Raw genomic sequence first — 21,992 nt, 5'->3', positions numbered from 1 at the left:
CGGGCATAACCGTAATATCTGCCTTTATTATACGCCTGTTCTCCAAAAAATTCCAATGTTTTTTCTTTTGGATGGGAAAACATCGTTCGCACGAAAAAAGAGCGGCGCGTAAAGCGCCGCTCTTTTGGCTTATTCTATCGTTGCATTGACGAGATGGTAATAGGTGAAGCCATCCTCCGGGTAGGTCTGGAACTCACCGACAACGGTGATCTCCTCGCCCAGCGCGGGGTAGCCGTCCGGGTAGGCGGGCTCGCCTGCCAGCACGAACTCCAACCCCTGCGAGCAGCAGGCGGTCGCGTCCGCAATGATGCAGGCAAAGTACATCGGCCCCTCTCCCTCGGCGCCGTCCGGCCCGGGCGCTTGGTACATGGCAAACTCGCCGCGCATCTTGACCGACTTGCCGATATACCCATCGGGCGCGCTCATCATGTTATACACCTCGGAGTAGACCATGGTGCTGCTCAGCGCGGTCAGGTCAACGTCCACCCCGGCGCTCCCGCCGGGCGCGGCCGAAAGGGTCTCGGCGGCGCGGTCGCCCGCCGGGGCGGCAGCCTGGTCCCCGCTCTTTCCGCACGCGGTAGGGGCGAGCAGCAGCGTGCCCGCCAGCAGGCAGCATAACAATCGCTTCATTTTCCAACAGCTCCAATCCCGGCAGCACCAAGCACCCGGCCTGCCGCATAAAATACAAAAAACGCTATGATATCCACCGCAACGATGGTCGATCCGACTGGTGTACCGGCGAGGATCGAGATCAGGATACCGAGCACCGCGCAGCACACCGAGAGCACCGCCGAGCAGATCGTCACCGAGCGGAAGCTCCTAAACACCCGCATGGCCGACAGCGACGGGAAGATCACCAACGCGGAGATCAGCAGCGAGCCGACAAGGTTCATGGCCAGCACGATGACCACCGCTACGACAATCGCAATCAGAAGGTTATAGAAGCTGGCCTTTGTGCCGACGGCGCGGGCAAAGTTCTCATCAAAGGTGACGGCGAAGATCTTGTTGTAAAACAGCAGAAACACCGCCACGACCACCACTGACAGCACCGCGCACAGAAGCACTTCGGTCTGCGTCAGCGTCAGGATAGAGGTCGAGCCAAACAACGTGCTGCAAACATCGCCCGACAGGTTGGTCGACGTGGAGAACAGATTCATCAGCAGGTAGCCAATCGCCAGCGAGCCTACCGAGAGCATGGCGACCGCCGCATCGCCCTTGATCTTGGTGTTCTGCCCGGTGCGGAGCAGCAGCACGGCGCAGAGCACCGTGATTGCCAGCGTCAGCGGCATATCGTTGGTCAGGTCGAGCACGGCGGCAATGGCCATCGCGCCGAACGCCACATGGGACAATCCATCCCCAATGAAGGAGAAGCGCTTGAGCACCAGCGTAACGCCCAGCAGCGACGAGCACAGTGCGATCAGCACGCCGACAATCAGCGCATAGCGGACAAAGGGATACTGCCAGTACAGCGCCAGCTTTTCAAAGATCGCGCTCATCGTCTTCACCGCCTTCCTGTGTCGCAAACATCCGCCCCTGCGGGCTGTGCAGATATTCCTGTGTCGTGCCGAAGAACACCGTCTCACCGATATGCAGTATATGGCTGGCGTACCGCACAGCCGCCGCAATATCATGGGAGATCATGAGAATGGTGATTTTATCCCGTTGATTGAGCTCGGCGATCAGGCGATACATCTCGGCTGTCACGCGCGGGTCAAGGCCGGAGACCGGCTCATCGAGCAGCAGCATGGTCTGCGTTGCGCACAGCGCACGGGCGAGCAGCACACGCTGCTGCTGGCCACCGGACAGGTCGCGGTAGCAGCGCCCCGCAAGGGCGCTGATCTGCATTTTGTCCATTGCGTCCGCTGCAAGGCGCTTTTCCGCCCGGCTGTAAAAGGGGCGGCGACCGCAGCGCGCCTGACAGCCCGAGCGCACGATCTCCCGCACGGAGGCCGGGAAATCCTTTTGCACGACTGTCTGCTGCGGCAGATAGCCGATGCTGTTTGCCGTCAGGCCGTCGCCCATCAGCACCCTGCCGCCGAGCGGCGGCTGCAAGCCGAGGAGGGTTTTCATTAACGTGCTCTTACCCGAGCCGTTCTCCCCCACAATGCACAGGTAATCGCCCGCGTGAACTGCAAAATCCAGTCCTTGCAGCACGATTTCCCCCTCATATCCAACCGAGAGGTCTTGGCAAGTGAGCTGCGCCATATCCCCGCCCCCTTAATTCAGTGCTGCCTTGAGCACGTCAAGGTTCTTTTCCATCACGCCGAGGTACGTTACGCCATTTGCCACATCGTCCGACATGATGGCCTGCATGGAATCCATCGCCACAACCTCCTGGTTCTTTTCCGCCGTGTTGGCAACGACGGTCTCCGCGATTTTGTGCTTTGTGCCCTCGATGGTCAGCACGCGCGGCAGCTGCAGCTCATCCACCTTCTGGGCAAGGAAGGTGACGGTCTCAAAGCTAGCCTCGGTCTCGGCCGAGCAGCCGACAAACGCCGCGTAATAGCGCAGACCGTAATCATCCGCCAGATAGCGGAAGGGAAAACGGTCGCCAAAGAGCACAGTTTTGCGCGCGGCGGCATCCACCGCCTGCTGGTAGGCACTGTCCATATCCTTCAGCTTTTGGGTATAGGCCGCAAGGTTGGCGTCGTAAACCGCCTTGTTTGCCGGGTCAAGCTCCCCAAGCGTACCGGCGATAGCCGCGCACAGTGTCTCGGCATTCTTCAGGGACAGCCAGACGTGCTCGTCATATGCATGTTCCTCGTGGTTCTCATCGCCATGCTCATCGGCGTGCTCGTCAGCTTCCTCCTCCATGCCCTCGACCATTTCTTCTTCCTTGGCGCGCTCACCCAGCACGTCCAGCAATTTGATGATCTTTCTATTATCGTTTGCGGTAAAACGCAGCGCGTCGTCCACCCAGCTGTCCGACTCACCGCCTACATAGATGAACAGATCGCAGTCAGCAATGGTAAGCATATCCTCTGCCGAGGGCTGGTAGCTGTGCAGATCTACACCGTTGTCGAGCAGCATGGTAAGCTCCGTGTCACCCGCCTTGTCTCCCAATATCTCCCGCACCCAGTCGTACTCGGGGAAGATAGTGGTGACGATGCGCAGCTGATCGTCAGCGTTCGTATTGGCATCCACGCCTGCGGCGGGGGCATCTTTGCCGCCACAGCCCGCCAGTGCGCCCACCGTCAGCAGGCAAAGCAAAAGTGCAATCAATTTTTTCATGGGTAAAATCAAACCTCCGAATCATCATCTATTCCAAGCGGGCGCGGCTAGAATCAGCGCCGCACCCCTGCCAGCCGCGCCGCTTTAATCGGAGAGTTTGACCTTACGCGAGACCAGTGTATCCGCCGGCAGGTGCACCGCCCGCGGCAAAGCCGTCTCGCACAGCGTATCCGCCGGTGCTGCCGCAACAGCCACAGTCACGGCGGCCGGCGCGCGGCTGCGCAGCATATTTTCGCAGATGCTGCACTGGCGGCAGACCGTGCAGCACTCGCCGGTGCAGTCATGCTCGGCCGCAAGCGCGATATAGACAGCGGCGGACAACACCGCGATAGTCAGCACTCCCGCCAGCAGCATCCGAAAGCCGCGAAGACGCTTTGTCATGTTGTCCGCCCCCTTTCCCTGCAAGCGCCACAGGTGCCGTACAGCACTGTATCGGCCATATCCAGCGTGAACTTTTCGCTCTGCGCCAGATGCTTGACCAGCAGCGCCGCGTTTTCATCGGCCATGTGGAAGGTTTTTTCACATTGTATGCAGGTCATATGCAGCGCACCCCTGCAAGCGTCCGCCGCGATATACTGATAAAATACCTCGCGCGTACCGCTTTTGGCGCACCGCCGCACCTTTTCCTCGGCTTCCAGCTCAGAAAGGTTGCGGTATACCGCGCTCAGACTGATTTTTTCATGCTGCAAGGCATCCGCGATCTGGCGGGTGGACAGCAGCTCGTCCGGATGCGCGCTCAAATAAGCCAGCAGGCTCTTACGTTGTTTCGTGCTGTATCTTGACAAACTGTCGCACCTCCAATTTGCGAATCAATCGCAAATAGTATAATACACCGCCGCGTCTTTGTCAATCCCGCCAGTCCCGCACGCAGGACAAGCCGTGCCATGCGGCCAACTGCCGCACAGGTGCAAATCACGCAGACACAGGTGCGGTCTGCGCAGAAAAACGACCAAAGAAAGCGCAAGGCGGGACGGCAATTTGCCGCCCCGCCTTATTTGCATTCTGACCGGTATGCCTTTTGCCTGCTCAAGTCTCGTCCAGCTGATGACGGCTGAGCAGCATTGCCCGCAGATCGTTGAATTTTTTGACCGGGATGGGAAGCTGCGTGCCGTCCAACAGGGTCAGCTTGTAGCGCACCAAGGAGACCATATAATCCGGATTGACCAAAAAGCTTCGGTGGACGGCCACCAGCGCGTTTCCCGCCTGCTCGGCCAGCTCAGCGATGCTGGACTTGACCGCAATATCCCGGTAGCTCGTGTGGATCACCGCGAATTTGCCCTTGGCCGCGATATAGAGGATGTCGGTCAGCCGCACAAAATGCAGCGAGCCGCCTGCGCCCAGCGCGGCCAGCGTTACCGTCTCACCCGCCTTGCGGATGTGGTGCAGCAGGTATTGGTGCGCCATTTTGCCCACAAGATTGGGGAACTGCTCCTGCTCGGCCACCTGTAGCTCGTTCATCGGGTTGGAGATATGAACGTGCTTGAGCCGCAATCCCTCCTCCCGCTTTTCCCATACCATCGTGCAGCGCTGCTGTGCCTGAAGAAAATACGCAGCCTCCTGGTCGGTAGTCACCAGATACCGCCCCACGACCGTGCAGAACCTCCGGTCACACGCGGCCGGGAAAAACTCCGCACTGACCAAATGGCAGGGCTGCATCTCGCGGGTGACTGCCCGCAGGTCGGCCTCCATATCGGCCAGCCCGATGCGGAACTGCTCCTGCTGCGCGCCAACCCACGTCACATCCTCCGCGCAGCGCTCTAGCACGAACCCGCAGTCTCCCTGCCAAAAATGACGCAGGCATTCGCTCGTCAGGTGGATCGACTCTTGTTCCAATTGCTTCACGCGGATCCCCTCCTTGTCTTTATTTTTATCGTACACGCCTCTTTCTGGTCTGTCAATTCTTATTTTACAGAAATCCGTTTTTTCATGTAATTTATTTTATGATTTGTTTTTCACTACTGACAAAGCTGCCGGCATTCGCCCCCAGCGCAAGCGGCGCAAAAAAACGCCACAGAAAGAGGCCTGCTCTCCCTGTGGCGTTTGTAGGCGTTATGTATCGTGGTCGGAAACATGAAACTGCTTCAGATTGCATATCTTCTGCGCACGCTTGTCCATTTCCTTGCACACATCGTCGAGCGTCACGCCGCATTCGTTCATCATCACCATCATGTGATAGAACACGTCGTTGATCTCGCCGACCAACTCGGCCTTATCCCCGTTTTTGGCGGCAATGATGGCTTCTGCGCACTCCTCTCCGATCTTCTTGAGGATCTTGTCCAGCCCGCGCTCAAACAAATAGCAGGTGTATGAGCCCTCCTGTGGTGTTGCGCGGCGCTGCGCAATGACTGCTTCCATACGATCAAACGAATCCATAATATCCCTTTCCTTTCTTTATCGGCGGCGATTGACCAGCAGAAGCGAAACGGCCCCGACCACCGCGATCATGACGACAAGATAGGATGCATTCAAACCCATAGCCCCTTTCCTTACCGGCGGCTGACCAGCAGCACGATCGCCGCGATCACAACGGCTATACCCACACCCGCCGCGACAATCCACATCAATGGCAGCATTGCCATACGCGCTTCCTCCCGTACTATGCCTTATAGTACAGCCAGTATATCAAAAAGTAGCCACGCTGTCAACAAATTACGCTTCATTCTTTTCCCATAAAGTGGTAAAAAAGCAGGTGGGATGCCCGGTGTGGCACACCGGCCCCTTGGGCGTGCCGACATAGATCAGCGTGTCGTCGTCACAGTCGGACAATATCCTGCGGACGAAAATAAAATTGCCCGAAGTCTCCCCCTTATTCCACAGCTTTTGCCGCGAACGTGAGAAAAACCACGCCGTGCCGGTGTCCATCGTCCGCCGCAGCGCCTCCTCGTTGGCATATCCCAGCATCAAAACCGCGCCGCTGCGCTCATCCTGACAGATGACCGGCACCAGTTCGGCTTTGACAAAAAATTTACGCAGTTCCATTCTTCACAACCTCACCGGAATATTTTTGCTCTGCAAATGCGCCTTTACCTGACCGACCGTCAGCTCCCCATAATGAAACAGGCTGGCGGCCAGTGCCGCGTCGCAGCCGGTCTGCTCGAACACCTCGGAAAAATGCGCGAGCGCGCCGCAGCCGCCCGAGGCGATGACCGGGATATCCGTCGCGTTTACGACCGCGCGGGTCAGCTCCAAATCGAAGCCTGACTTGGTGCCGTCCTTGTCCATCGAGGTAAGCAATATCTCGCCCGCGCCGCGCGCGCAAACCTCCTTTGCCCACGCGACCGCGTCGATGCCGGTCGGCGTGCGGCCGCCCGCGACATATACCTCAAACCCGGAGGGGGTGTTGCCGGTATGCCGCCCGTCGATCGCCACGACAACACACTGGCTGCCATACCGCGCGGCGGCGGCGCTGACCAGCTCCGGGTTTTTAACCGCCGCGGAGTTGACCGAAATTTTGTCCGCGCCCGCGCGCAGGATATCCCGAAAATCGTCCACCGTGCGGATGCCTCCGCCGACCGTTACCGGCACGAACACCTCCCGGCAGGTGCGGCGCACCACGTCGGCTATCGTATCGCGCTCATCGCTCGTCGCTGTGATATCGAGAAAGACGATTTCATCCGCGCCCGCCTGTGAGTAGGCCTTGGCCAGCTCGACCGGATCGCCCGCATCCCGCAGGCCGACGAAGTTAACGCCCTTGACCACACGACCGTCCTTGACGTCCAGACAAGGGATGATACGTTTTGCCAGCATTATTCCGCCTCCCTAATGGCCGCCGCCAGATCGAGCGCGCCTGTATAGACCGCCTTGCCCGCAATGGCCTCGTCAATACCAAGCGCCTTGAGCCTTTTCACATCCTCGATCGACGACACACCGCCCGACGCGACGATGCCGCAGGACACTGCCCCGCGCAGCGCGGCAAGCTGGTCAAAGTTCGGCCCTGCCAGCATACCATCCTTGTCGATATCGGTGAAGATGATGGTCTGCACGCCAAAAGCGTCCATCTGTTTTGCAAAGGCGAGGTAATCCTCACCGCTGTCGCGCAGCCAGCCCTCGGTGCGCACCGTGCCGCCGCGCGCGTCGATGCCGACGGCAATTCTATCACCGTATTGCTCGACTGCGGCCTTGACCAGCGGCGGATCCTTGACCGCCGCCGAGCCGATGATGACACGCGCGGCACCCAGCGCGAGCACAGCCTCGACACCCTCCATCGAACGGATGCCGCCGCCCAGCTCGACTGCCGCGCCGGTCTGCTCGATTACCCGCTTGACCACCGCATAATTTGCGTGCGAGCCGTCCTTCGCGCCGTCCAGATCGACCATATGGATCAGTTTTGCGCCCGCGCGGAGAAAGCCTTTGGCCGTCTCGACCGCATCCTCGGCTACCTTGTGCGCCGTGCCATAGTCGCCCTTTTGCAGGCGCACGCACTGGCCGTCTTTCAGGTCGATCGCCGGGAGAATCCTCATTGCCCCACCTCCGTTAATTTGGCAAAGTTTTTCAGCATGGCAAGCCCCACGTCCCCGCTCTTTTCCGGGTGGAACTGGCAGCCAAACAGGCTGCCGCGCGCCACCATGGCGGGTACACGTGCGCCGTAGTCGGTCACGGCGGCAAGGTCGTCCTCGTCCGCTGGACTTGCCATAAAGCTGTGGACGAAATACACATGGTCGCCGCTTTGCAAGCCTGCCGTCATCGCGTTCGGGCGCACGATCTCGAGTGCGTTCCAGCCGATCTGCGGCAGCTTGAGCGCGGTCTCAATGCGCCCGATGCGGCCGGACAGCAGCCCCAACCCCTTGCAGGGGCGCACTTCATCCGACTGCTCAAACAGCAGCTGCATACCCAGACAGATACCGAGAAAGGGCTTTTCCTTTGCCGCCTGCACGGTCGCGTCCCGCAGTCCGGAGCGCGTGAGCGCGTCCATCGCGTCCGGAAACGCGCCCACCCCGGGCAGGATGACCCCCGCCGCCTGCCGCAGCACATCCGGCTTGTCCGCGACTTTACTTTCATAACCCAGGAAATCCAGCGAATTGCGCACGCTCATCAGGTTGCCCGCGCCGTAATCCACGATTGCGATATAGCCCATCACAGCACCCCTTTTGCACTCAGCACACCGCCGCCGGTCACGGTGACCGCCTGCCGCAGCGCGCGGGCGAGCGCCTTGAACAGCGCCTCGGTGATGTGATGCGCATTGTCGCCGTATTCGGCCTTCAGATGCAGGGTAAGCCCCGCGTTGACCGCCAGCGCGCGCATGAACTCGACCGTCAGGCAGGTGTCGTACTGTCCGCACATCGGCTGCGGCATGGGCGCGTTGTACACCAGAAACGGTCTGCCCGAGATGTCGAGCGCGCAAAAGCCGAGCGCCTCGTCCATCGGCACAAACGCCTGCCCGAAGCGGGCAATGCCCGCCTTATCCCCCAAGCAGCGGCTGAGCGCCTGCCCGAGCACGATGCCGGTGTCCTCCACCGTGTGGTGGCCGTCCACCGCAAGGTCGCCCTTGCAGCGAACCGCCAGGCCAAAGCCCGCGTGCACGGCAAAGCTGTCCAGCATATGGTCAAAAAAGCCAATGCCGGTTTCGATGCTGCGCGTGCCGCCGTCCAAGTCAAGCGTCAGCTCGATCTCAGTCTCCTTGGTTTTGCGCGTGATCTCAGCCTTTCGCATGGTCTGTCTCCTCCTCAAACCGCACCGCGACCGAGCGCGCGTGCGCGCGCAAATGCTCGGCCTCAGCCAGTGCGATGATGTCCGGTGCGTATACCGCAAGCGCGTCGCGTGTGTATTCGATGACGCTGGTTTTTTTCAGGAACGTGTCGGTCGAGAGCGGCGAGAAAAACCGCGCCGTGCCCGCAGTGGGCAGCACATGGCTCGGCCCAGCCATATAGTCACCCAGCGGCTCGGGTGCGTACGGGCCGAGAAAGACCGCCCCCGCATTGTGGATATGCGGCAGCCACTCGCGCGGCGCGGCGGTGACGATCTCCAAGTGCTCGGGCGCGACCACATCGGCCATCTTACACGCGTCGGCCAGCTCGTCAAACACAATGGCGCAGCCGTAGGCAGCGACGCTCTCCCGAATGATCTCCCAGCGCGGCAGCTGACGCGCCATGCGCTCCATCTCGCATGAGATGGCCTGCGCCTGCGCCATAGAATCGGTCAGCAGCACGGCTGAAGCCAGTTTGTCATGCTCGGCCTGCGAAAGCAGGTCAGCCGCGACGTAGGTCGGATTAGCCGTGTGATCGGCGATGACAAGCACCTCGGACGGGCCTGCGATCATGTCGATATCGACCACGCCGAAGGCCAGCTTTTTGGCCGCTGCGACATAGGCGTTGCCCGGGCCGACGATCTTATCCACCTGCGGGATAAACCCCGCGCCATAGGTCAGCGCGGCGACAGCCTGCGTGCCGCCGACGGCGATCACGGTATCCACCCCCGCGATCTTGGCCGCGGCCAGCACCTCGTTGCTCATATTCTCGGTGGGCGGGGTGACCATGATGATCTCGCCCACGCCCGCGACCTTAGCCGGGATGGCGTTCATCAGTACAGACGAGGGATAGGCCGCTGTGCCGCCCGGCACATAGATGCCGACCTTGGCAAGCCCGCGCACGGTCTGCCCGAGCGTTTCGCCCGGACGCCGCTGCCACTCCCACGATTTGACCAGCATCTTTTCATGGTAATCACGGATGTTGGCCGCGGCCTTTTCCAGCGCCGCGATCAGCGCCGGGTCGCAGGCGTGGTACGCCTCGTCCAGCGCGGCCGGCTCGACAATATACGGCGCTTTTCCGTCAAACCGCTCGGCATAATCGACGACCGCGTCCCAGCCGCGCGTCCGCACATCGTCCATCACACCGCGCACAGTCTGCTCAATGTCGCCGCGCGCACCCGCGGCGCGCGCCTGCATCTCGCGGATGACGGCTTGTTCGGCCTGCCCGTCCGCCAGCACAGTTTTCAAAAACATGACTATCCCTCCAATCCGCTTTCCATCTCGGCAATGACCCTTTGGATGGCGGCTTTCTTCATCTTCGCCGAGGCGAGATTGACGATCACGCGCGCTGAAATCGGCGCTACATCCTCGATTACGACGAGGCCATTCTCCTTGAGCGTCGTGCCAGTCTCGACGATATCGACAATCGCGTCGGCCAGCTCGAGCAGCGGCGCAAGCTCGACCGAGCCTTCGATCTTGATGGTCTCCACATCCATATTTTTCTTATTGAAAAACGCCTTGGTCACCGCCGGATATTTGGTCGCAATGACCGGCGTTTTATAGCCGCCGTATACATCCTTGCCCGCCTTGGTGGCAAGGGCGAAGCGGCACTTACCAAAGCCAAGGTCGACCATCTCATAGAAGCTGCCGCCCTTTTCCATGATCGTGTCCTTGCCGACCACGCCCATATCGCACACGCCGTGCTCGACATAGGTGATAACGTCCGCCGCCTTGGCCAGTACGATTTCAACATTGGTGCCCGGCAGGGCAAAGATCAGCTTGCGCGAACCGGCCTCCAGCTCGGAGATATCATAGCCTGCGGCGCCCAGCAGCGCGAGCGTTTTCTTTTCCAGCCGTCCCTTGGTCAGCGCGATGCGCACCGTGCCGTGCCGGTCAGCGGCCTCAGGCTGCGCTGCACCGTGCAGGCTTTCGGCCACGCTTTCCACGTCGATGCCAAAGCCGCCCGCGGGCATATCCCTGCCGAATTTGGCGCACAGCGCATTATACCGCCCGCCCGCGAGAATGGCCGCGCCCGCGCCGCCGACATAGCCGCGGAACATCACGCCGGTGTAGTAATCCATCTCGTGCACAAGGCCAAGGTCGATCATGATCTGGTCGCCATAACCCGCCCCGTCAAGCGCCTGATACAGCCGGCGCAGATAGGCCACTGCGCCAAGCACGCGCACATTGCCGGTCAGCGTCTCGACCTCGTCGAGCACCTCCACGCCGCCGAAAAGCTGCGGCATCGCGCCGAGCGCCTTGGCCGCCGGGCGGTCGCTGTATGGCTCAAGCGCGTCTCCCAAGGCGGCAAACGACTTGTTTTCGATTAAACGGCGGATGGACTCAGCCACCGCGCCGCCCACGCCCAACTCCTCGATCAGCGCCTTGTATATCTCGCCGTGGCCAAGCTCAATACGAAAATGCGCCGCGCCCGTACCCGCCAGCGCGCCGAACGCCGCCGACAGGATATCGCGGTCGGCCTCCAGCCCGTCCGCGCCAATCAGCTCAGCGCCGATCTGAAGAAATTCGCCCCTGTGGCCGTGGCCGCCCGCGACCGAGCGGAACACCTTCTGGCTGTAATACAGCCGAACGGGCAGTGCACGGTCGTCCAGCCGCGTGGCGGCGATGCGGGCAATCGGGGTGGTGTTATCCGGCCGCGCCACGCAGATGCGCCCCGACCGGTCGATGATCTTTAGCATCTGCTCCTGATCGAGCGCGGGATTAGCCTGCGCAAACACATCAAAATACTCGACCACCGGCGTAATGATCTCACTGTAGCCGCGCGTTTCCAGCGAATCGCGGATGGCGCGCTCGGTCTGCCGCAGTGCGCGGCAGGAAGCGAATAGAAGGTCTCTTGTTCCTTCGGGGGTGGAAATGCTCAAACGGTTCATAGGTAAACTCCGTTAACTCCTTTATTGCTTTATCGCATTAAAATGATAGCATACTCGACCTATGCTGTCAATCCCTGATTTTGCGGATGGTCATTTCACGATAATTCGCGCCACTCTGCACGATCACGAGCCGTCCCGCCGCTCCCAGCGCGCGGATGCGGGCAAATATCTGCATATCGCCGATGCGGTTGCCCATCTCCCGGTCGATATAAGCCAGCGCCCTGCCGACCGTGATCGCGGCGACGCTCTCCTCCTCCGGCACACAGGACAGGATGGCTTGGTCGTAAAAATCCGTGGGTACCGATCGTACTTTGCCGCTCACCATTGCGCGCAGCGGCGTATTCTCCGCCTGTGCGTGCTTCCACTCGGCCAAAAGCGCAGCCTGCTCAGCTTCGGTCAACCGACGGCGGTGCCTGTAGAAATAGCTCGCTGCACCCGGCTCCATCTCGCCCACGAGGCCATAGCGCACTTTGCCGCCGCTGGTACGCTCTACCCGGTCGCGGCATTCTAACCGCGCGGCATATCGCCGGAGCAGCGGCTGCGGCAGCAGGCGCAGAAGAAAATTGAGCGCGCGGCTGCATGTAATCACGCAGACCGTCTCCGCACGGATGAGCGCGCTGTCAGGCTCTTTAATCTCCTCCGTCGGTATTTCGTCCACCTCGGCCATCCATATCGGGATATGCCTTTCCTGCAGACGGGCAACCACATACCGCAAACCGCACTGCTCCCGCGCACTGCCGCTCGCGTACCAAACGACCGCCTCATCAACCTCATTCAACTGTTCCAGCGCCTGCCAATGCCGCGCCTGATATTCCTCCGCCCACGCGCCGTCCAGCGCGGGATCACCACGCCACGGCATCAGGATATCGGCGCGCGCAGCGCGGTCGGTCACGTCAGAGATATCGCCTTGTGCATAGTCATCTGACAACGCAAGAATTTGCTCCGCATCCAATGCCGGCTCCAGCGCCTTGCGCACCGTCGAAAGACAGCCTTTCGCACTGTCCCCAAAGCAGATCCAATACACCGGCTCACACTCCCCCGGTGTACCCTTCCACGATATCCTCCACACAGGCGAGAAAGTTCTCCTCGCCGATCGTGTTGAGCTTCCAGAACACGGCCTGACTGCCGCCCGCGGTGATGGCCGACAAAAACAGCGACCGCCCGCTGCCGACCAGCGTCAGGTTCATGCTGACGCGGTTGCCACCCATCATGCTGTACCGCTCATACACACGCACCGCGCAGCGCACGCCGCCCGCTTGCCAGTCCGAGCCATCCTCATATGAGGCGGACAGGCTGCCGTGCAAGATGCCTCCGTTCAGCCGGGCGAGCAGCGCGTCAAAATCGCCGGAAAGGTGCTTTTCATACTTTGCCATGGTGTCAAAACCTCCTTACGCAAACAGCGATATCTGTGTTGTCTTGGGCATCGAGCCGAGCGCACCGATCTGGTCGAGCAGCTCGATCACCGCCTTGGATGCCTTGGGGCAGCGCACGGCCAACTCCTCAGCAGAGAGGAACCTACCCCTCTGCCGCTCCTCCACGATGTTCTGCGCGGCCTGCTCGCCGATGCCGGGCATCGAGGTGAACGGCGGAATCAGCCCGTTTTCCGTGACAAGGAAGTTGACCGCGTCCGAGGTATACACATCCATCGGCGCAAAGGTAAAACCGCGGCGGTAAAACTCATGGCAGACCTCCAGCGTGGTCATCATTTCCTTTTCGGCCGCGGTAATCGTCTTTTCGCGGTCCTTCATCTGCAATTCCTTGATCTTGTCGATGCACACCTTGTCCCCCCGGATCATGCAGGAAGCGTCAAAACCCTTGGCGCGCACGGAAAAATACGCCGAATAGAACGCGAGCGGCCGGTGCACCTTGAACCACGCGATGCGGAAAGCCATCATCACATAGGCAACCGCGTGCGCCTTAGGGAACATGTACTTGATCTTTTTGCAGGAATCAATATACCACTCGGGCACATTTTGCGCGCGCATCGCGCTCTCCATCTCCTCGGTCAGTCCCTTGCCCTTGCGCACGGACTCCATCGTTTTGAAGGCCAGCTTGGGCTGTACGCCCTGCAAAATCAGGTAGTTCATGATATCGTCGCGGCAGCAGATGCAGCCCGACAACGGGATGCCCTGCCGCACCAGCTCGGCCGCGTTGCCCAGCCATACGTCCGTGCCGTGCGACAGGCCGGAAATCGACACCAGCTCGGCAAAGGTCGAGGGATGGGTCTCCCGCACCATGCCGCGCACGAACTTTGTGCCAAACTCGGGCACAGCCAGACAGCCGAGGTCGCCCAGAATGGGGTCGGTATCGGGATTGTCCCCCGTATACCGCAGCGCCTTGCACGAGTGGAACAGGCTCATCGTGTCCGGGTCGTCCAGCGGAATCTGCTGCGCGTTCTCGCCGGTCAGGTTTTCCAGATGGCGGATCATGGTCGGGTCGTCGTGTCCCAGCTCGTCGAGCTTCAAAAGATTGGCGTCGATCGAATGATATTCAAAATGCGTCGTGATGATGTCCGAATCGGGGTCATCCGCCGGGTGCTGCACGGGACAAACGTCGTAAATCTCGATCTCCTTGGGCACGACGACCACACCGCCCGGATGCTGCCCCGATGTGCGTCGCACGCCCGTGCAGCCCGCGGCCAGACGGTTTTCCTCGGCGCGCGAGCATTCGATGCCGCGCTCGTCCATGTACTTTTTCACATAGCCGTAGGCCGTTTTTTCGGCCACCGTGCCGATCGTACCCGCGCGGAACACATGGTCGTGGCCGAAAATCTCGCCGGTGTAATGATGGATGCGCGACTGGTATTCACCCGCAAAATTCAGATCGATATCGGGCACTTTATCGCCCTCAAAGCCCAGAAATGTTTCAAACGGAATGTGGAAGCCCTGCTTGGTCAGCGGCTTGCCGCAGGTTGGGCAGCGCTTATCCGGCAGGTCGACGCCGCATGAATACTCTTCATGCCATTCGACATATTTATCATCCGGGCACAGGTAATGCGGCGCGAGTGAGTTGACCTCGGTGATATCCGACATATAGGCCGCCAGCGACGAGCCGACCGAGCCGCGCGAGCCGACCAGATAGCCGTCCGCGAGCGACTTGGTGACCAGCTTCTGCGCGATGATGTACATCACCGCGTAGCCGTTGCCGATGATCGAGTTCAGCTCCCGGTCAAGGCGCGCCTGCACCACATCGGGCAGCGGATCGCCGTAAATGCGCTTTGCTTTTTCGTAGCACATATTGCGCAGATCGTCCTCGCAGCCATCGATGTGCGGCGGGTAATTCTCGCGCGGCACGGGGCGGATCACCTCGCACCAATCGGCCACCAGGTTGGTGTTCTTCACGACCACCTCATATGCCCGCTCCTCACCCAGATAGGCGAACTCGCGCAGCATTTCATCGGTGGTTTTCAAATAGAGCGGCGCTTGATTGTCCGCGTCGCCAAAGCCCTGCCCGGCCATCAGAATGCGGCGGAACGCCTCGTCCTCCGGCTCGAGGAAGTGCACATCGCCGGTCGCGCAGCAGGGCTTGCCCAGCCTGTCCGCAAGGGCGAGCACCCTGCGGTTCCAGTCGCGCAGCTGCTCCTCGTCCCGGGCGATGCCCTTGGCAATCATAAAGCGGTTGTTGTCGATCGGCTGTATCTCGAGATAATCGTAAAACGAGGCCAGCCGCGCAAGCTCCTCGTCCTCCGCGCCGCCCGTCAGCGCGCGGAACACCTCGCCGGCCTCGCAGGCCGAGCCGAAAATCAGCCCCTCGCGGTGGCGGATCAGTTCCGAGCGCGGCATGATCGGACGCTTGTTGTAATATTCAAGAAAGCTCTTAGAGATAAGCTGATATAGATTGCGCAGTCCCGCCTGATTTTTCACCAGAATGATAAAATGGTAGCGCGGCAGGTTTTTGAGCTTGTTTTTGCGGTCGGTCGCCGCTGCGAGCACCGGGTTGATGTCCGCAGTCGTGACCGCGTGCCACTCCTCCCGCAGCCGCGCGAGCAGCTTGACAAAGATACGCCCCAGCACGGCCGCGTCCTCGCTTGCGCGGTGGTGCTCAAACGGGCCGACCTGCAATTCCTTGGCCAGAATATTCAGCTTATATTTGTTCAGCTGCGGCAGCATCATGCGACTCATCTCCAGCGTGTCGATGCTGGTCAGCTCCCGCTCGATGGAGAGCCGCTTCATCGCCGCGCGCACAAAGCCCATGTCAAACCCTGCGTTGTGCGCGACGAGCGGATACGCGCCCTCGCCCGCCCATGCGAGAAAGCGCGGCAGCGCCTCGCTCAGCTCGGGTGCGTCTGCGACTGTTTCGTCCGAAATGCCGGTCAGCTCGGTGATATGGGGCGGAATGGGCTTATGCGGGTTGACATAGGTCTGGAACGCATCCTCGACCGCGCCCCCGGTGACGCGCACGGCGGCGATCTCGGTGATCTCCTCATTGGCGGGGTTAAGACCGGTCGTTTCCAGATCGAATACAATGAAGGTGCCGTCCAGCGGCTCAGCCGAGCGCCCCCGCACGACCGAAAGCGTGTCCTCGTCGTTGACGTAATACGCTTCGATACCATAAATGATCTTCATATCGCCGATGACGCCCTTTTGCTTGCCCTCCTGCGCGTGCAGCGCTTCGGGAAAGGCCTGCGCCACACCGTGGTCAGTGATCGCCATCGCGCGGTGTCCCCAGCTGGCCGCGCGGCACAGCAGCGACGCGGTAGACGACATACCGTCCATCGCGCTCATATTGGTGTGCAGATGCAATTCGACGCGCTTCATGCCCTCAGCCTTGTCCTGCCGCACCGGCTTTTTGGCCTTGACGATAGCCGTCGGCTCGAGCACCATCTCCTTGGCGAAGGAGTCAAAGGTCATCCTGCCCTGCACCGTACAGTACAGGCCGTTCTTGATTGACGCGGCCGTGTCCCCTGCCTTGTCCGCAGGCAGGAACTTGGACACGCGCACCGAGTTGGTGCGGTCGGTCATGTCAAAGGCGAGCTTGACATAATCCTTGCCGGTCTTTTTGCTGTGTATTTCCCGGTTGTCGGTAAAAAATACCTCTCCCTGAATGGTGACCATATCGTAGGCTGCGATCGCCTCGTTGACCGATACGATCGGATCTTGTATCAGCTTGCCGAAGATCAAATCGTCCTCGCGCACCTTTTCCGTGCGCGGGCGCTGGTAGCCGCCGCTCTCCGGCTTGGGCGCGGGACGCGGCTTTTTCGGCTTTGCCGCGCGCGGCGCGGCGGATGCCGCCTGGGCAGCCGCCTGCTGCAATATTTCCTCGCGCCCCGGCGTACCGGGGGACGGCGCGCTGTCCGGAAACGCCATACACACCGCCCGCACCGGGCAGATGATATCCAGCTCACGGTGGATACGCGCTTCCAGATGCTGCAGCGCATGAGCAAAATGCTTTTCGCTCACCTCATCCATCGGGATTTGCAGCGCGCCATCCGTATACCGCCACCCGGCGCAATCCAGCAAGCCGCGCGCCGAGGGCATACGGTCGGCCATATCCTCATATAGCGTTTCGATATAGGCCGTGGTCGGCCCGTCCGGCATGGTATAGCGCGGCTCGATACAGACGCGGTGCAGACCATACTGTCCTGCAAGGTGCTTTTCGACCTCAGCCAGCGTCCTGCGGCTGACGACCGCGTTCAGTCCCACCTCAACCACCATGACCGTGCGATCATCCCCAAACGCAAGCGAACGCACCTCGCCTGCGGCGAGGTGCTGTTCAGCGGCGATCGCTTTGCAGTTTTCAAATAAATCGATTAGTTTGCCAGCCACAGTCTCCCATCCTTCTATTTGTTTGCCATGCCCGCGCAGCGGTGGTCACGTCTCTCCTATCATTGCCATCAGCTCGTCTACCAGACGCTCCTGCGGCACTTTTTTGACGATCTCGCCCTTGCGGAAGATCAGACCGACGCCGTCACCGCCCGCGATGCCCAGATCGGCTTCACGCGCCTCGCCCGGGCCGTTTACCGCGCAGCCCATGACCGCGACCTTGAGCTTTTTGCCATGGATGGCGGCGCAGTGCTGCTCGACCTGCTTTGCGATGTCGATGAGGTCAATGCGGGTGCGTCCACAGGTCGGGCAGGAGACGACGTTTATGCCATCCTCCGCCCGGCCGACCGCCCGCAAAATGGCGTTTGCCGCGTAGATCTCCTTGACCGGGTCATCGGTCAGCGAAACGCGGATCGTATCGCCCACGCCCAGCGCCAGCAGGCCGCCGATGCCCGCAGCCGATTTGACCGTACCCATATATTCGGTGCCCGCCTCGGTCACGCCGAGGTGGAGCGGATAGTCGGTCCTTTCGTGTGCGAGCAGATAGGCGCGCATAGTGGACGGCACCGATGAAGACTTGATTGAGATGCAGATATCGTCGAAACCGCAGTCGTTCAGCAGACCAACGTGGTAAAGCGCGCTTTCGACCATGGCTTCGGGCGTCGGCGCGCCGAATTTCTCCAGAATATGCTTTTCAACCGAGCCGGAATTGACCCCGATGCGAATGGGCACACCGCGCTCCTTGGCCAGCTTGACGACCGCCTGCACGCGTTCCGCGCCGCCGATGTTGCCGGGATTCAGGCGAATCTTATCCGCACCGGCCTCCATCGAGGCAAGCGCCAGCCGGTAGTCAAAATGGATATCCGCCACAACCGGCAGCGGGCTTTTGGCGCAGATTTCCTTCATTGCCTCGGTGGCCTGCATATCGGGCACAGCGCAGCGCACGATATGGCAGCCTGCTTCAGCCAGCGCACCGATCTGGGCGAGCGTTGCCTTTGCGTCGCGGGTATCGGTATTGGTCATCGACTGCACAGCGACCGGCGCGCCGCCGCCTACCAACACATCCCGTATTTTGATTTGCTTTGTCTGTTTCATTTTGCTATCCTCTTGTTATGATGCGCAGAATATCCTGTCCGGTCACATAGACCATCAGCGCGAGCAGCAGCAGCATACCGGCGGCGTGAACATAGCCCTCGTACTTGGGCGGCACCGGCTTGCGGCGAACCCCCTCAAGCAGCAGAAAGGCCAGCCGGCCGCCGTCCAGCGCGGGCAGCGGCAGCAGGTTCATCACGCCGAGGTTGATGGAAATAAACGCAACCAGATGGAAAAAGCTGCGCATGCTGTATTTTGCCGTGTCAGCCATCACCTCGGCTACGCCGACCGGCCCGGACAGCTGATCGACGCCCACCTGCCCGGTGATGAGCTGTCCAAGGCTCGACCAAACCAGCCGCGCACAGTTGACCGAGGTGCGCACCGCCATACTCACCCGCAGCGCAAGAGTCGCGGGCTGCTCGGCGAAGTTCAGCCCGATCAGCTTGCGTCCGTCCGCGCCGTCGAGCGTAGCCTCCAGCCGCACGCCGGGCAGCGTCACGCGCGTGCCGTCCCTGCGGACGACGACCTCATATACCGTATCCGCCCCGCGGGCGAGCGCAGTGCTGATATCCTGCCGCTGCAGGATGCGATAGCCGTCGATCTTCAAAATCACATCCCCCGCCTGCAAGCCGCCCGCGCCCGCCGCTGTGCTGGCAGGGTCGACGCTCTCGACCGTCGAGATGATGTAGCCGCCGTTCGCTCCGTTTGGCTGCACGATCGCCAGAAAAATCAAAAAGCCAACGAGAAAGTTCATCAGCGCGCCCGCCGCAACAATCAAAATACGTCGGGGCAGCTTGGCCTTGGCAAAGGCGTGCTCGCTTTCGCTCTCACCGTCCTCGCCCTCCATCACACACGCGCCGCCAAAGGGCAGCAGGTTCAAGCGGTACAGCGTTCCGTGATATTCTTTTTTCAGCAGGGTCGGCCCCATGCCGACCCAGAATTCATTGACCTGCACACCGCCGCGCTTGGCCGTGATAAAATGGCCGAATTCATGCACGATGATGAGCATACCGAACGCGGCGATTGCAAGAATGATTTGCAGCAACTCAGGTCTCCTCTCCGATCCGTCTGCGGATGCTCACGCCATGGCCAGCGCGCGCGCGGCTTTGTCCGCCGCGAGCAGGTCGTCCAGCGTGGCATTCTTCTGGTATGATATGCCGTCGAGCGCCTTTGCCACGCGCTCGGCAATCTCGCCAAAGGCGATTTTGTCCTGTAAAAACAGGCCGACAGCGGCCTCATTCGCACCGTTGAGCACCGCGCCCCGGTCGCCCTTCTGCGCGGCGGCACGCCTCGCCAGCATAAGCGCGGGAAAGGCTGCCTCGTCAGGCGCGTAAAAGGTCAGCTTGGCTATCTCGGTCAGATGCATACGCGGCGTCTTGCAGGGCAGGCGCTGCGGATAAGTCAGCGCGTACTGGATGGGCAGGCGCATATCGGGCAGGCCGAGCTGCGCGATAACCGAGCCGTCCGCAAACTCGACCGCCGAGTGGACGATGCTCTCCCGGTGCACCACGATTTCGATATCCTCGGGCGCCATGTCGTACAGCCACATCGCCTCGATCAGCTCCAGCCCCTTATTCATCATGGTCGCCGAGTCGATCGTGATCTTCGCACCCATCGACCAGTTCGGATGCGCCAGCGCCTGCTCGCGCGTCACGCTGCGCATCTCAGCCGCGCTTTTGCCGAAAAATGGCCCGCCCGACGCGGTGAGCAGCAGCTTATCGGCGCGGTTGCACCCCGCGGCCTGCATGCACTGGAAAATGGCCGAGTGCTCGGAATCGACCGGCAATATCCTGACGCCCCGCTCACGCGCCGCGCGCATGACCAGCTCGCCTGCACAGACCAGTGTCTCCTTGTTGGCAAGCGCGATGTCCAGCCCGGCCTCGATTGCAGCAAGCGTCGGCAGCAGGCCGATCATACCGACCACCGCGGTCACGACGATATCCGCGCCCGACGCGGCCGCACAGGCCACAAGGCCGTCCATACCGGAGAGCACCTGGATATCGGTATCCGCCAAGGCGATGGCGAGCGCACGCGCGGCCTGCTCATCATACGCGCAGACCATTTTCGGGCGTAGCAGGCGCGCCTGCTCCTCGAGTAATTTTATGCGTTTATTGGTCGTCAATGCAACGACTTCGGCATTAATTGAGGGCAGAATATCGACAGTTTGCGTGCCGATTGACCCCGTCGATCCTAAAATTGCAATTTTTTTCATCCATAACCGTCCTTTATCCGCGGCCCTTTGGGGCTGCGCCCCGCCACTCACCAAATAATACGGAACAGTATCTCAGCCAGCGGCGCTACAAAGATCACACTGTCAAACCGGTCGAGCACGCCGCCGTGTCCAGGGAAAATGCTGCCGTAATCCTTGATACCCGCCTGCCGCTTGATGACCGAGAACGACAGGTCGCCGATCTCACCCAGCACCGCACCCAGACCGCCGAGCAGCACCGCTGCCCACAACGGTATCTGCAGTTTGAAGATCGCGTTCATCAGCAGGCTTGCCAGCAGCACGAGCACCGCACCGCCCAGCACGCCGCCGACCGCGCCCTCGACCGTTTTCTTCGGACTGACGACCGGCGCGAGCTTGTGCTTGCCGAACAAAACGCCGGCAAACAGCGCGCAGGTGTCCGCGCCCCACGCGGCCAGCAGCGGCAGCAGCACGATGACCGGCCCGTGGTGGTATTCCATCTGGAAAATACGCAGCAGGCTGAGCAGCAGATACGGCACGATCAGCGCGCCGAAAAAGCTCCACGCGACCTGCGCGGTGCTCATGCTGTCGTGAAAGCGCAGCTCGATGGCGAACGAGCCGATCAGCAGCACGAGCACCAGCCCCTGCCAAACCGCGGTCAGGTCAAACGGCACGAGCGAGGAATGCCCCGCGGCCAAGCCAAGCGAAACCACACTGCACAGCAGCAGCTGCAGCCGGTTGGACACCAGCTTGGTCGAACCGAGCAGCTCAAACGTCGCCAGCACACACAGCACGGCGAGCAGCAGCTCGAGCACCACCGGTGGCAGCACATACAACGCCAGCAGCACAAAAACAAAGCCGAACACACCGAACAACACTCTTGTTTTCATATCGTTGCATCCCCACTCCTCGGTCATACGCCGCCGAACCGGCGGTTTCGTCGATTGAACACGTCAATCGCCGCATCCATGTCACTCGTTTTGAAATCCGGCCAGAGCACATCGGTAAAATAGTATTCCGCATAGGCCGACTGCCACAGCAGAAAGTTGGAGGTACGCACCTCGCCCGACGGGCGGATGATGAGATCGGGGTCAGGCATATGTGCGGTATAGAGCCGCGCCGTGATCGTCTCCTCGGTGATATCC

The 21,992-nt window shown here is 60.8% G+C and carries 23 protein-coding genes and 1 pseudogene; all 24 read right to left on the bottom strand.

Annotation, left to right across the window (positions count from 1 at the left end; translation table 11 throughout):
* Nucleotides 1-129 precede the first annotated feature (129 nt).
* Nucleotides 130-630, bottom strand: a complete 501-nt coding sequence (locus tag MR935_RS01205) for a hypothetical protein (protein WP_290570311.1) — start codon at nt 628-630, stop codon at nt 130-132.
* Nucleotides 627-1,496 carry a metal ABC transporter permease gene (locus tag MR935_RS01200; RefSeq protein WP_290570310.1) on the bottom strand — a complete coding sequence of 290 codons (870 nt, stop codon included), beginning with the start codon at nt 1,494-1,496 and terminating at the stop codon, nt 627-629. The genes MR935_RS01205 and MR935_RS01200 overlap by 4 nt, the downstream gene beginning before the upstream one ends.
* On the bottom strand, nt 1,480-2,205 hold the full coding sequence (locus tag MR935_RS01195; protein ID WP_290570308.1) for a metal ABC transporter ATP-binding protein: 726 nt from the start codon (nt 2,203-2,205) through the stop codon (nt 1,480-1,482). The genes MR935_RS01200 and MR935_RS01195 overlap by 17 nt, the downstream gene beginning before the upstream one ends.
* A 12-nt stretch (nt 2,206-2,217) precedes the next feature.
* A complete protein-coding gene (locus MR935_RS01190; protein WP_290570306.1) occupies nt 2,218-3,231 on the bottom strand; it encodes a metal ABC transporter substrate-binding protein in 1,014 nt (337 codons plus the stop codon).
* Nucleotides 3,232-3,315: 84 nt separating this feature from the next.
* Nucleotides 3,316-3,612, bottom strand: coding sequence for a hypothetical protein (locus MR935_RS01185; RefSeq protein WP_290570305.1), 297 nt, complete (start codon nt 3,610-3,612; stop codon nt 3,316-3,318).
* The gene (locus tag MR935_RS01180; RefSeq protein WP_290570304.1) at nt 3,609-4,016 is read right to left on the bottom strand and encodes a Fur family transcriptional regulator; all 408 of its coding nucleotides are present in this window, start codon (nt 4,014-4,016) and stop codon (nt 3,609-3,611) included. Before MR935_RS01180 ends, MR935_RS01185 begins: the two co-directional genes overlap by 4 nt.
* 241 nt (nt 4,017-4,257) lie before the next feature.
* Nucleotides 4,258-5,073 carry a LytTR family DNA-binding domain-containing protein gene (locus tag MR935_RS01175; RefSeq protein WP_290570303.1) on the bottom strand — a complete coding sequence of 272 codons (816 nt, stop codon included), beginning with the start codon at nt 5,071-5,073 and terminating at the stop codon, nt 4,258-4,260.
* Between the two features lie 207 nt (nt 5,074-5,280).
* Nucleotides 5,281-5,604, bottom strand: a complete 324-nt coding sequence (gene hisE / locus MR935_RS01170; protein ID WP_290570302.1) for a phosphoribosyl-ATP diphosphatase — start codon at nt 5,602-5,604, stop codon at nt 5,281-5,283.
* Between the two features lie 276 nt (nt 5,605-5,880).
* Complete coding sequence (hisI, locus tag MR935_RS01165; RefSeq protein ID WP_290570300.1) at nt 5,881-6,210, bottom strand: phosphoribosyl-AMP cyclohydrolase; 330 nt, start codon at nt 6,208-6,210, stop codon at nt 5,881-5,883.
* 3 nt (nt 6,211-6,213) lie between these two features.
* A complete protein-coding gene (hisF, locus tag MR935_RS01160) occupies nt 6,214-6,978 on the bottom strand; it encodes an imidazole glycerol phosphate synthase subunit HisF (RefSeq protein ID WP_290570298.1) in 765 nt (254 codons plus the stop codon).
* Complete coding sequence (hisA, locus tag MR935_RS01155; RefSeq protein ID WP_290570296.1) at nt 6,978-7,691, bottom strand: 1-(5-phosphoribosyl)-5-[(5-phosphoribosylamino)methylideneamino]imidazole-4-carboxamide isomerase; 714 nt, start codon at nt 7,689-7,691, stop codon at nt 6,978-6,980. Before hisA ends, hisF begins: the two co-directional genes overlap by 1 nt.
* Nucleotides 7,688-8,305 carry an imidazole glycerol phosphate synthase subunit HisH gene (gene hisH, locus MR935_RS01150; RefSeq protein WP_290570294.1) on the bottom strand — a complete coding sequence of 206 codons (618 nt, stop codon included), beginning with the start codon at nt 8,303-8,305 and terminating at the stop codon, nt 7,688-7,690. The genes hisA and hisH overlap by 4 nt, the downstream gene beginning before the upstream one ends.
* A complete protein-coding gene (hisB, locus tag MR935_RS01145) occupies nt 8,305-8,880 on the bottom strand; it encodes an imidazoleglycerol-phosphate dehydratase HisB (protein ID WP_290570293.1) in 576 nt (191 codons plus the stop codon). Before hisB ends, hisH begins: the two co-directional genes overlap by 1 nt.
* A complete protein-coding gene (gene hisD, locus MR935_RS01140) occupies nt 8,867-10,168 on the bottom strand; it encodes a histidinol dehydrogenase (protein WP_290570292.1) in 1,302 nt (433 codons plus the stop codon). Before hisD ends, hisB begins: the two co-directional genes overlap by 14 nt.
* 2 nt (nt 10,169-10,170) lie before the next feature.
* The gene (hisG, locus tag MR935_RS01135; RefSeq protein ID WP_290570368.1) at nt 10,171-10,794 is read right to left on the bottom strand and encodes an ATP phosphoribosyltransferase; all 624 of its coding nucleotides are present in this window, start codon (nt 10,792-10,794) and stop codon (nt 10,171-10,173) included.
* 57 nt (nt 10,795-10,851) lie between these two features.
* A pseudogene (locus MR935_RS01130) lies at nt 10,852-11,805 on the bottom strand (ATP phosphoribosyltransferase regulatory subunit); the annotation flags it as partial.
* Nucleotides 11,806-11,872: 67 nt separating this feature from the next.
* Complete coding sequence (locus MR935_RS01125; RefSeq protein WP_290570290.1) at nt 11,873-12,829, bottom strand: DUF3658 domain-containing protein; 957 nt, start codon at nt 12,827-12,829, stop codon at nt 11,873-11,875.
* 4 nt (nt 12,830-12,833) lie between these two features.
* The gene (locus MR935_RS01120; protein WP_290570288.1) at nt 12,834-13,178 is read right to left on the bottom strand and encodes a DUF6054 family protein; all 345 of its coding nucleotides are present in this window, start codon (nt 13,176-13,178) and stop codon (nt 12,834-12,836) included.
* Between the two features lie 15 nt (nt 13,179-13,193).
* Complete coding sequence (locus MR935_RS01115; RefSeq protein WP_290570287.1) at nt 13,194-17,570, bottom strand: PolC-type DNA polymerase III; 4,377 nt, start codon at nt 17,568-17,570, stop codon at nt 13,194-13,196.
* A gap of 45 nt (nt 17,571-17,615) precedes the next feature.
* Entirely contained in the window at nt 17,616-18,662 is a 1,047-nt protein-coding gene (gene ispG, locus MR935_RS01110) for a flavodoxin-dependent (E)-4-hydroxy-3-methylbut-2-enyl-diphosphate synthase (RefSeq protein WP_290570286.1), read from the bottom strand.
* A 4-nt stretch (nt 18,663-18,666) separates the two neighbouring features.
* Nucleotides 18,667-19,704, bottom strand: coding sequence for an RIP metalloprotease RseP (rseP, locus tag MR935_RS01105; protein WP_290570284.1), 1,038 nt, complete (start codon nt 19,702-19,704; stop codon nt 18,667-18,669).
* A gap of 33 nt (nt 19,705-19,737) precedes the next feature.
* Nucleotides 19,738-20,871 (bottom strand): 1-deoxy-D-xylulose-5-phosphate reductoisomerase, encoded by a 1,134-nt coding sequence (locus MR935_RS01100; RefSeq protein WP_290570282.1) that lies wholly within the window; start codon nt 20,869-20,871, stop codon nt 19,738-19,740.
* Nucleotides 20,872-20,918: 47 nt separating this feature from the next.
* On the bottom strand, nt 20,919-21,737 hold the full coding sequence (locus tag MR935_RS01095) for a phosphatidate cytidylyltransferase (RefSeq protein ID WP_290570280.1): 819 nt from the start codon (nt 21,735-21,737) through the stop codon (nt 20,919-20,921).
* Nucleotides 21,738-21,760: 23 nt separating this feature from the next.
* A partial coding sequence (locus MR935_RS01090) for an undecaprenyl diphosphate synthase family protein (RefSeq protein WP_290570278.1) occupies nt 21,761-21,992 on the bottom strand: 232 nt, incomplete at its 5' end.

Origin of the sequence: Agathobaculum sp. (genome assembly GCF_022775115.1) — a bacterium.
Classification (GTDB): domain Bacteria; phylum Bacillota; class Clostridia; order Oscillospirales; family Butyricicoccaceae; genus Agathobaculum.
Note: the sequence above shows the minus strand (reverse complement) of the source record. Positions and strands in the feature narration are given on the sequence as shown.

What these genes read in the sequence shown, in the direction of transcription:
- MR935_RS01205 (WP_290570311.1), bottom strand. Translation starts at nt 630, where the DNA reads ATGAAGCGATTGTTATGCTGCCTGCTGGCGGGCACGCTGCTGCTCGCC.
- MR935_RS01200 (WP_290570310.1), bottom strand. Translation starts at nt 1,496, where the DNA reads ATGAGCGCGATCTTTGAAAAGCTGGCGCTGTACTGGCAGTATCCCTTT.
- MR935_RS01195 (WP_290570308.1), bottom strand. Translation starts at nt 2,205, where the DNA reads ATGGCGCAGCTCACTTGCCAAGACCTCTCGGTTGGATATGAGGGGGAA.
- MR935_RS01190 (WP_290570306.1), bottom strand. Translation starts at nt 3,231, where the DNA reads ATGAAAAAATTGATTGCACTTTTGCTTTGCCTGCTGACGGTGGGCGCA.
- MR935_RS01185 (WP_290570305.1), bottom strand. Translation starts at nt 3,612, where the DNA reads ATGACAAAGCGTCTTCGCGGCTTTCGGATGCTGCTGGCGGGAGTGCTG.
- hisE (WP_290570302.1), bottom strand. Translation starts at nt 5,604, where the DNA reads ATGGATTCGTTTGATCGTATGGAAGCAGTCATTGCGCAGCGCCGCGCA.
- hisI (WP_290570300.1), bottom strand. Translation starts at nt 6,210, where the DNA reads ATGGAACTGCGTAAATTTTTTGTCAAAGCCGAACTGGTGCCGGTCATC.
- hisF (WP_290570298.1), bottom strand. Translation starts at nt 6,978, where the DNA reads ATGCTGGCAAAACGTATCATCCCTTGTCTGGACGTCAAGGACGGTCGT.
- hisA (WP_290570296.1), bottom strand. Translation starts at nt 7,691, where the DNA reads ATGAGGATTCTCCCGGCGATCGACCTGAAAGACGGCCAGTGCGTGCGC.
- hisH (WP_290570294.1), bottom strand. Translation starts at nt 8,305, where the DNA reads ATGGGCTATATCGCAATCGTGGATTACGGCGCGGGCAACCTGATGAGC.
- hisB (WP_290570293.1), bottom strand. Translation starts at nt 8,880, where the DNA reads ATGCGAAAGGCTGAGATCACGCGCAAAACCAAGGAGACTGAGATCGAG.
- hisD (WP_290570292.1), bottom strand. Translation starts at nt 10,168, where the DNA reads ATGTTTTTGAAAACTGTGCTGGCGGACGGGCAGGCCGAACAAGCCGTC.
- MR935_RS01120 (WP_290570288.1), bottom strand. Translation starts at nt 13,178, where the DNA reads ATGGCAAAGTATGAAAAGCACCTTTCCGGCGATTTTGACGCGCTGCTC.
- ispG (WP_290570286.1), bottom strand. Translation starts at nt 18,662, where the DNA reads ATGAAACAGACAAAGCAAATCAAAATACGGGATGTGTTGGTAGGCGGC.
- MR935_RS01100 (WP_290570282.1), bottom strand. Translation starts at nt 20,871, where the DNA reads ATGAAAAAAATTGCAATTTTAGGATCGACGGGGTCAATCGGCACGCAA.
- MR935_RS01095 (WP_290570280.1), bottom strand. Translation starts at nt 21,737, where the DNA reads ATGAAAACAAGAGTGTTGTTCGGTGTGTTCGGCTTTGTTTTTGTGCTG.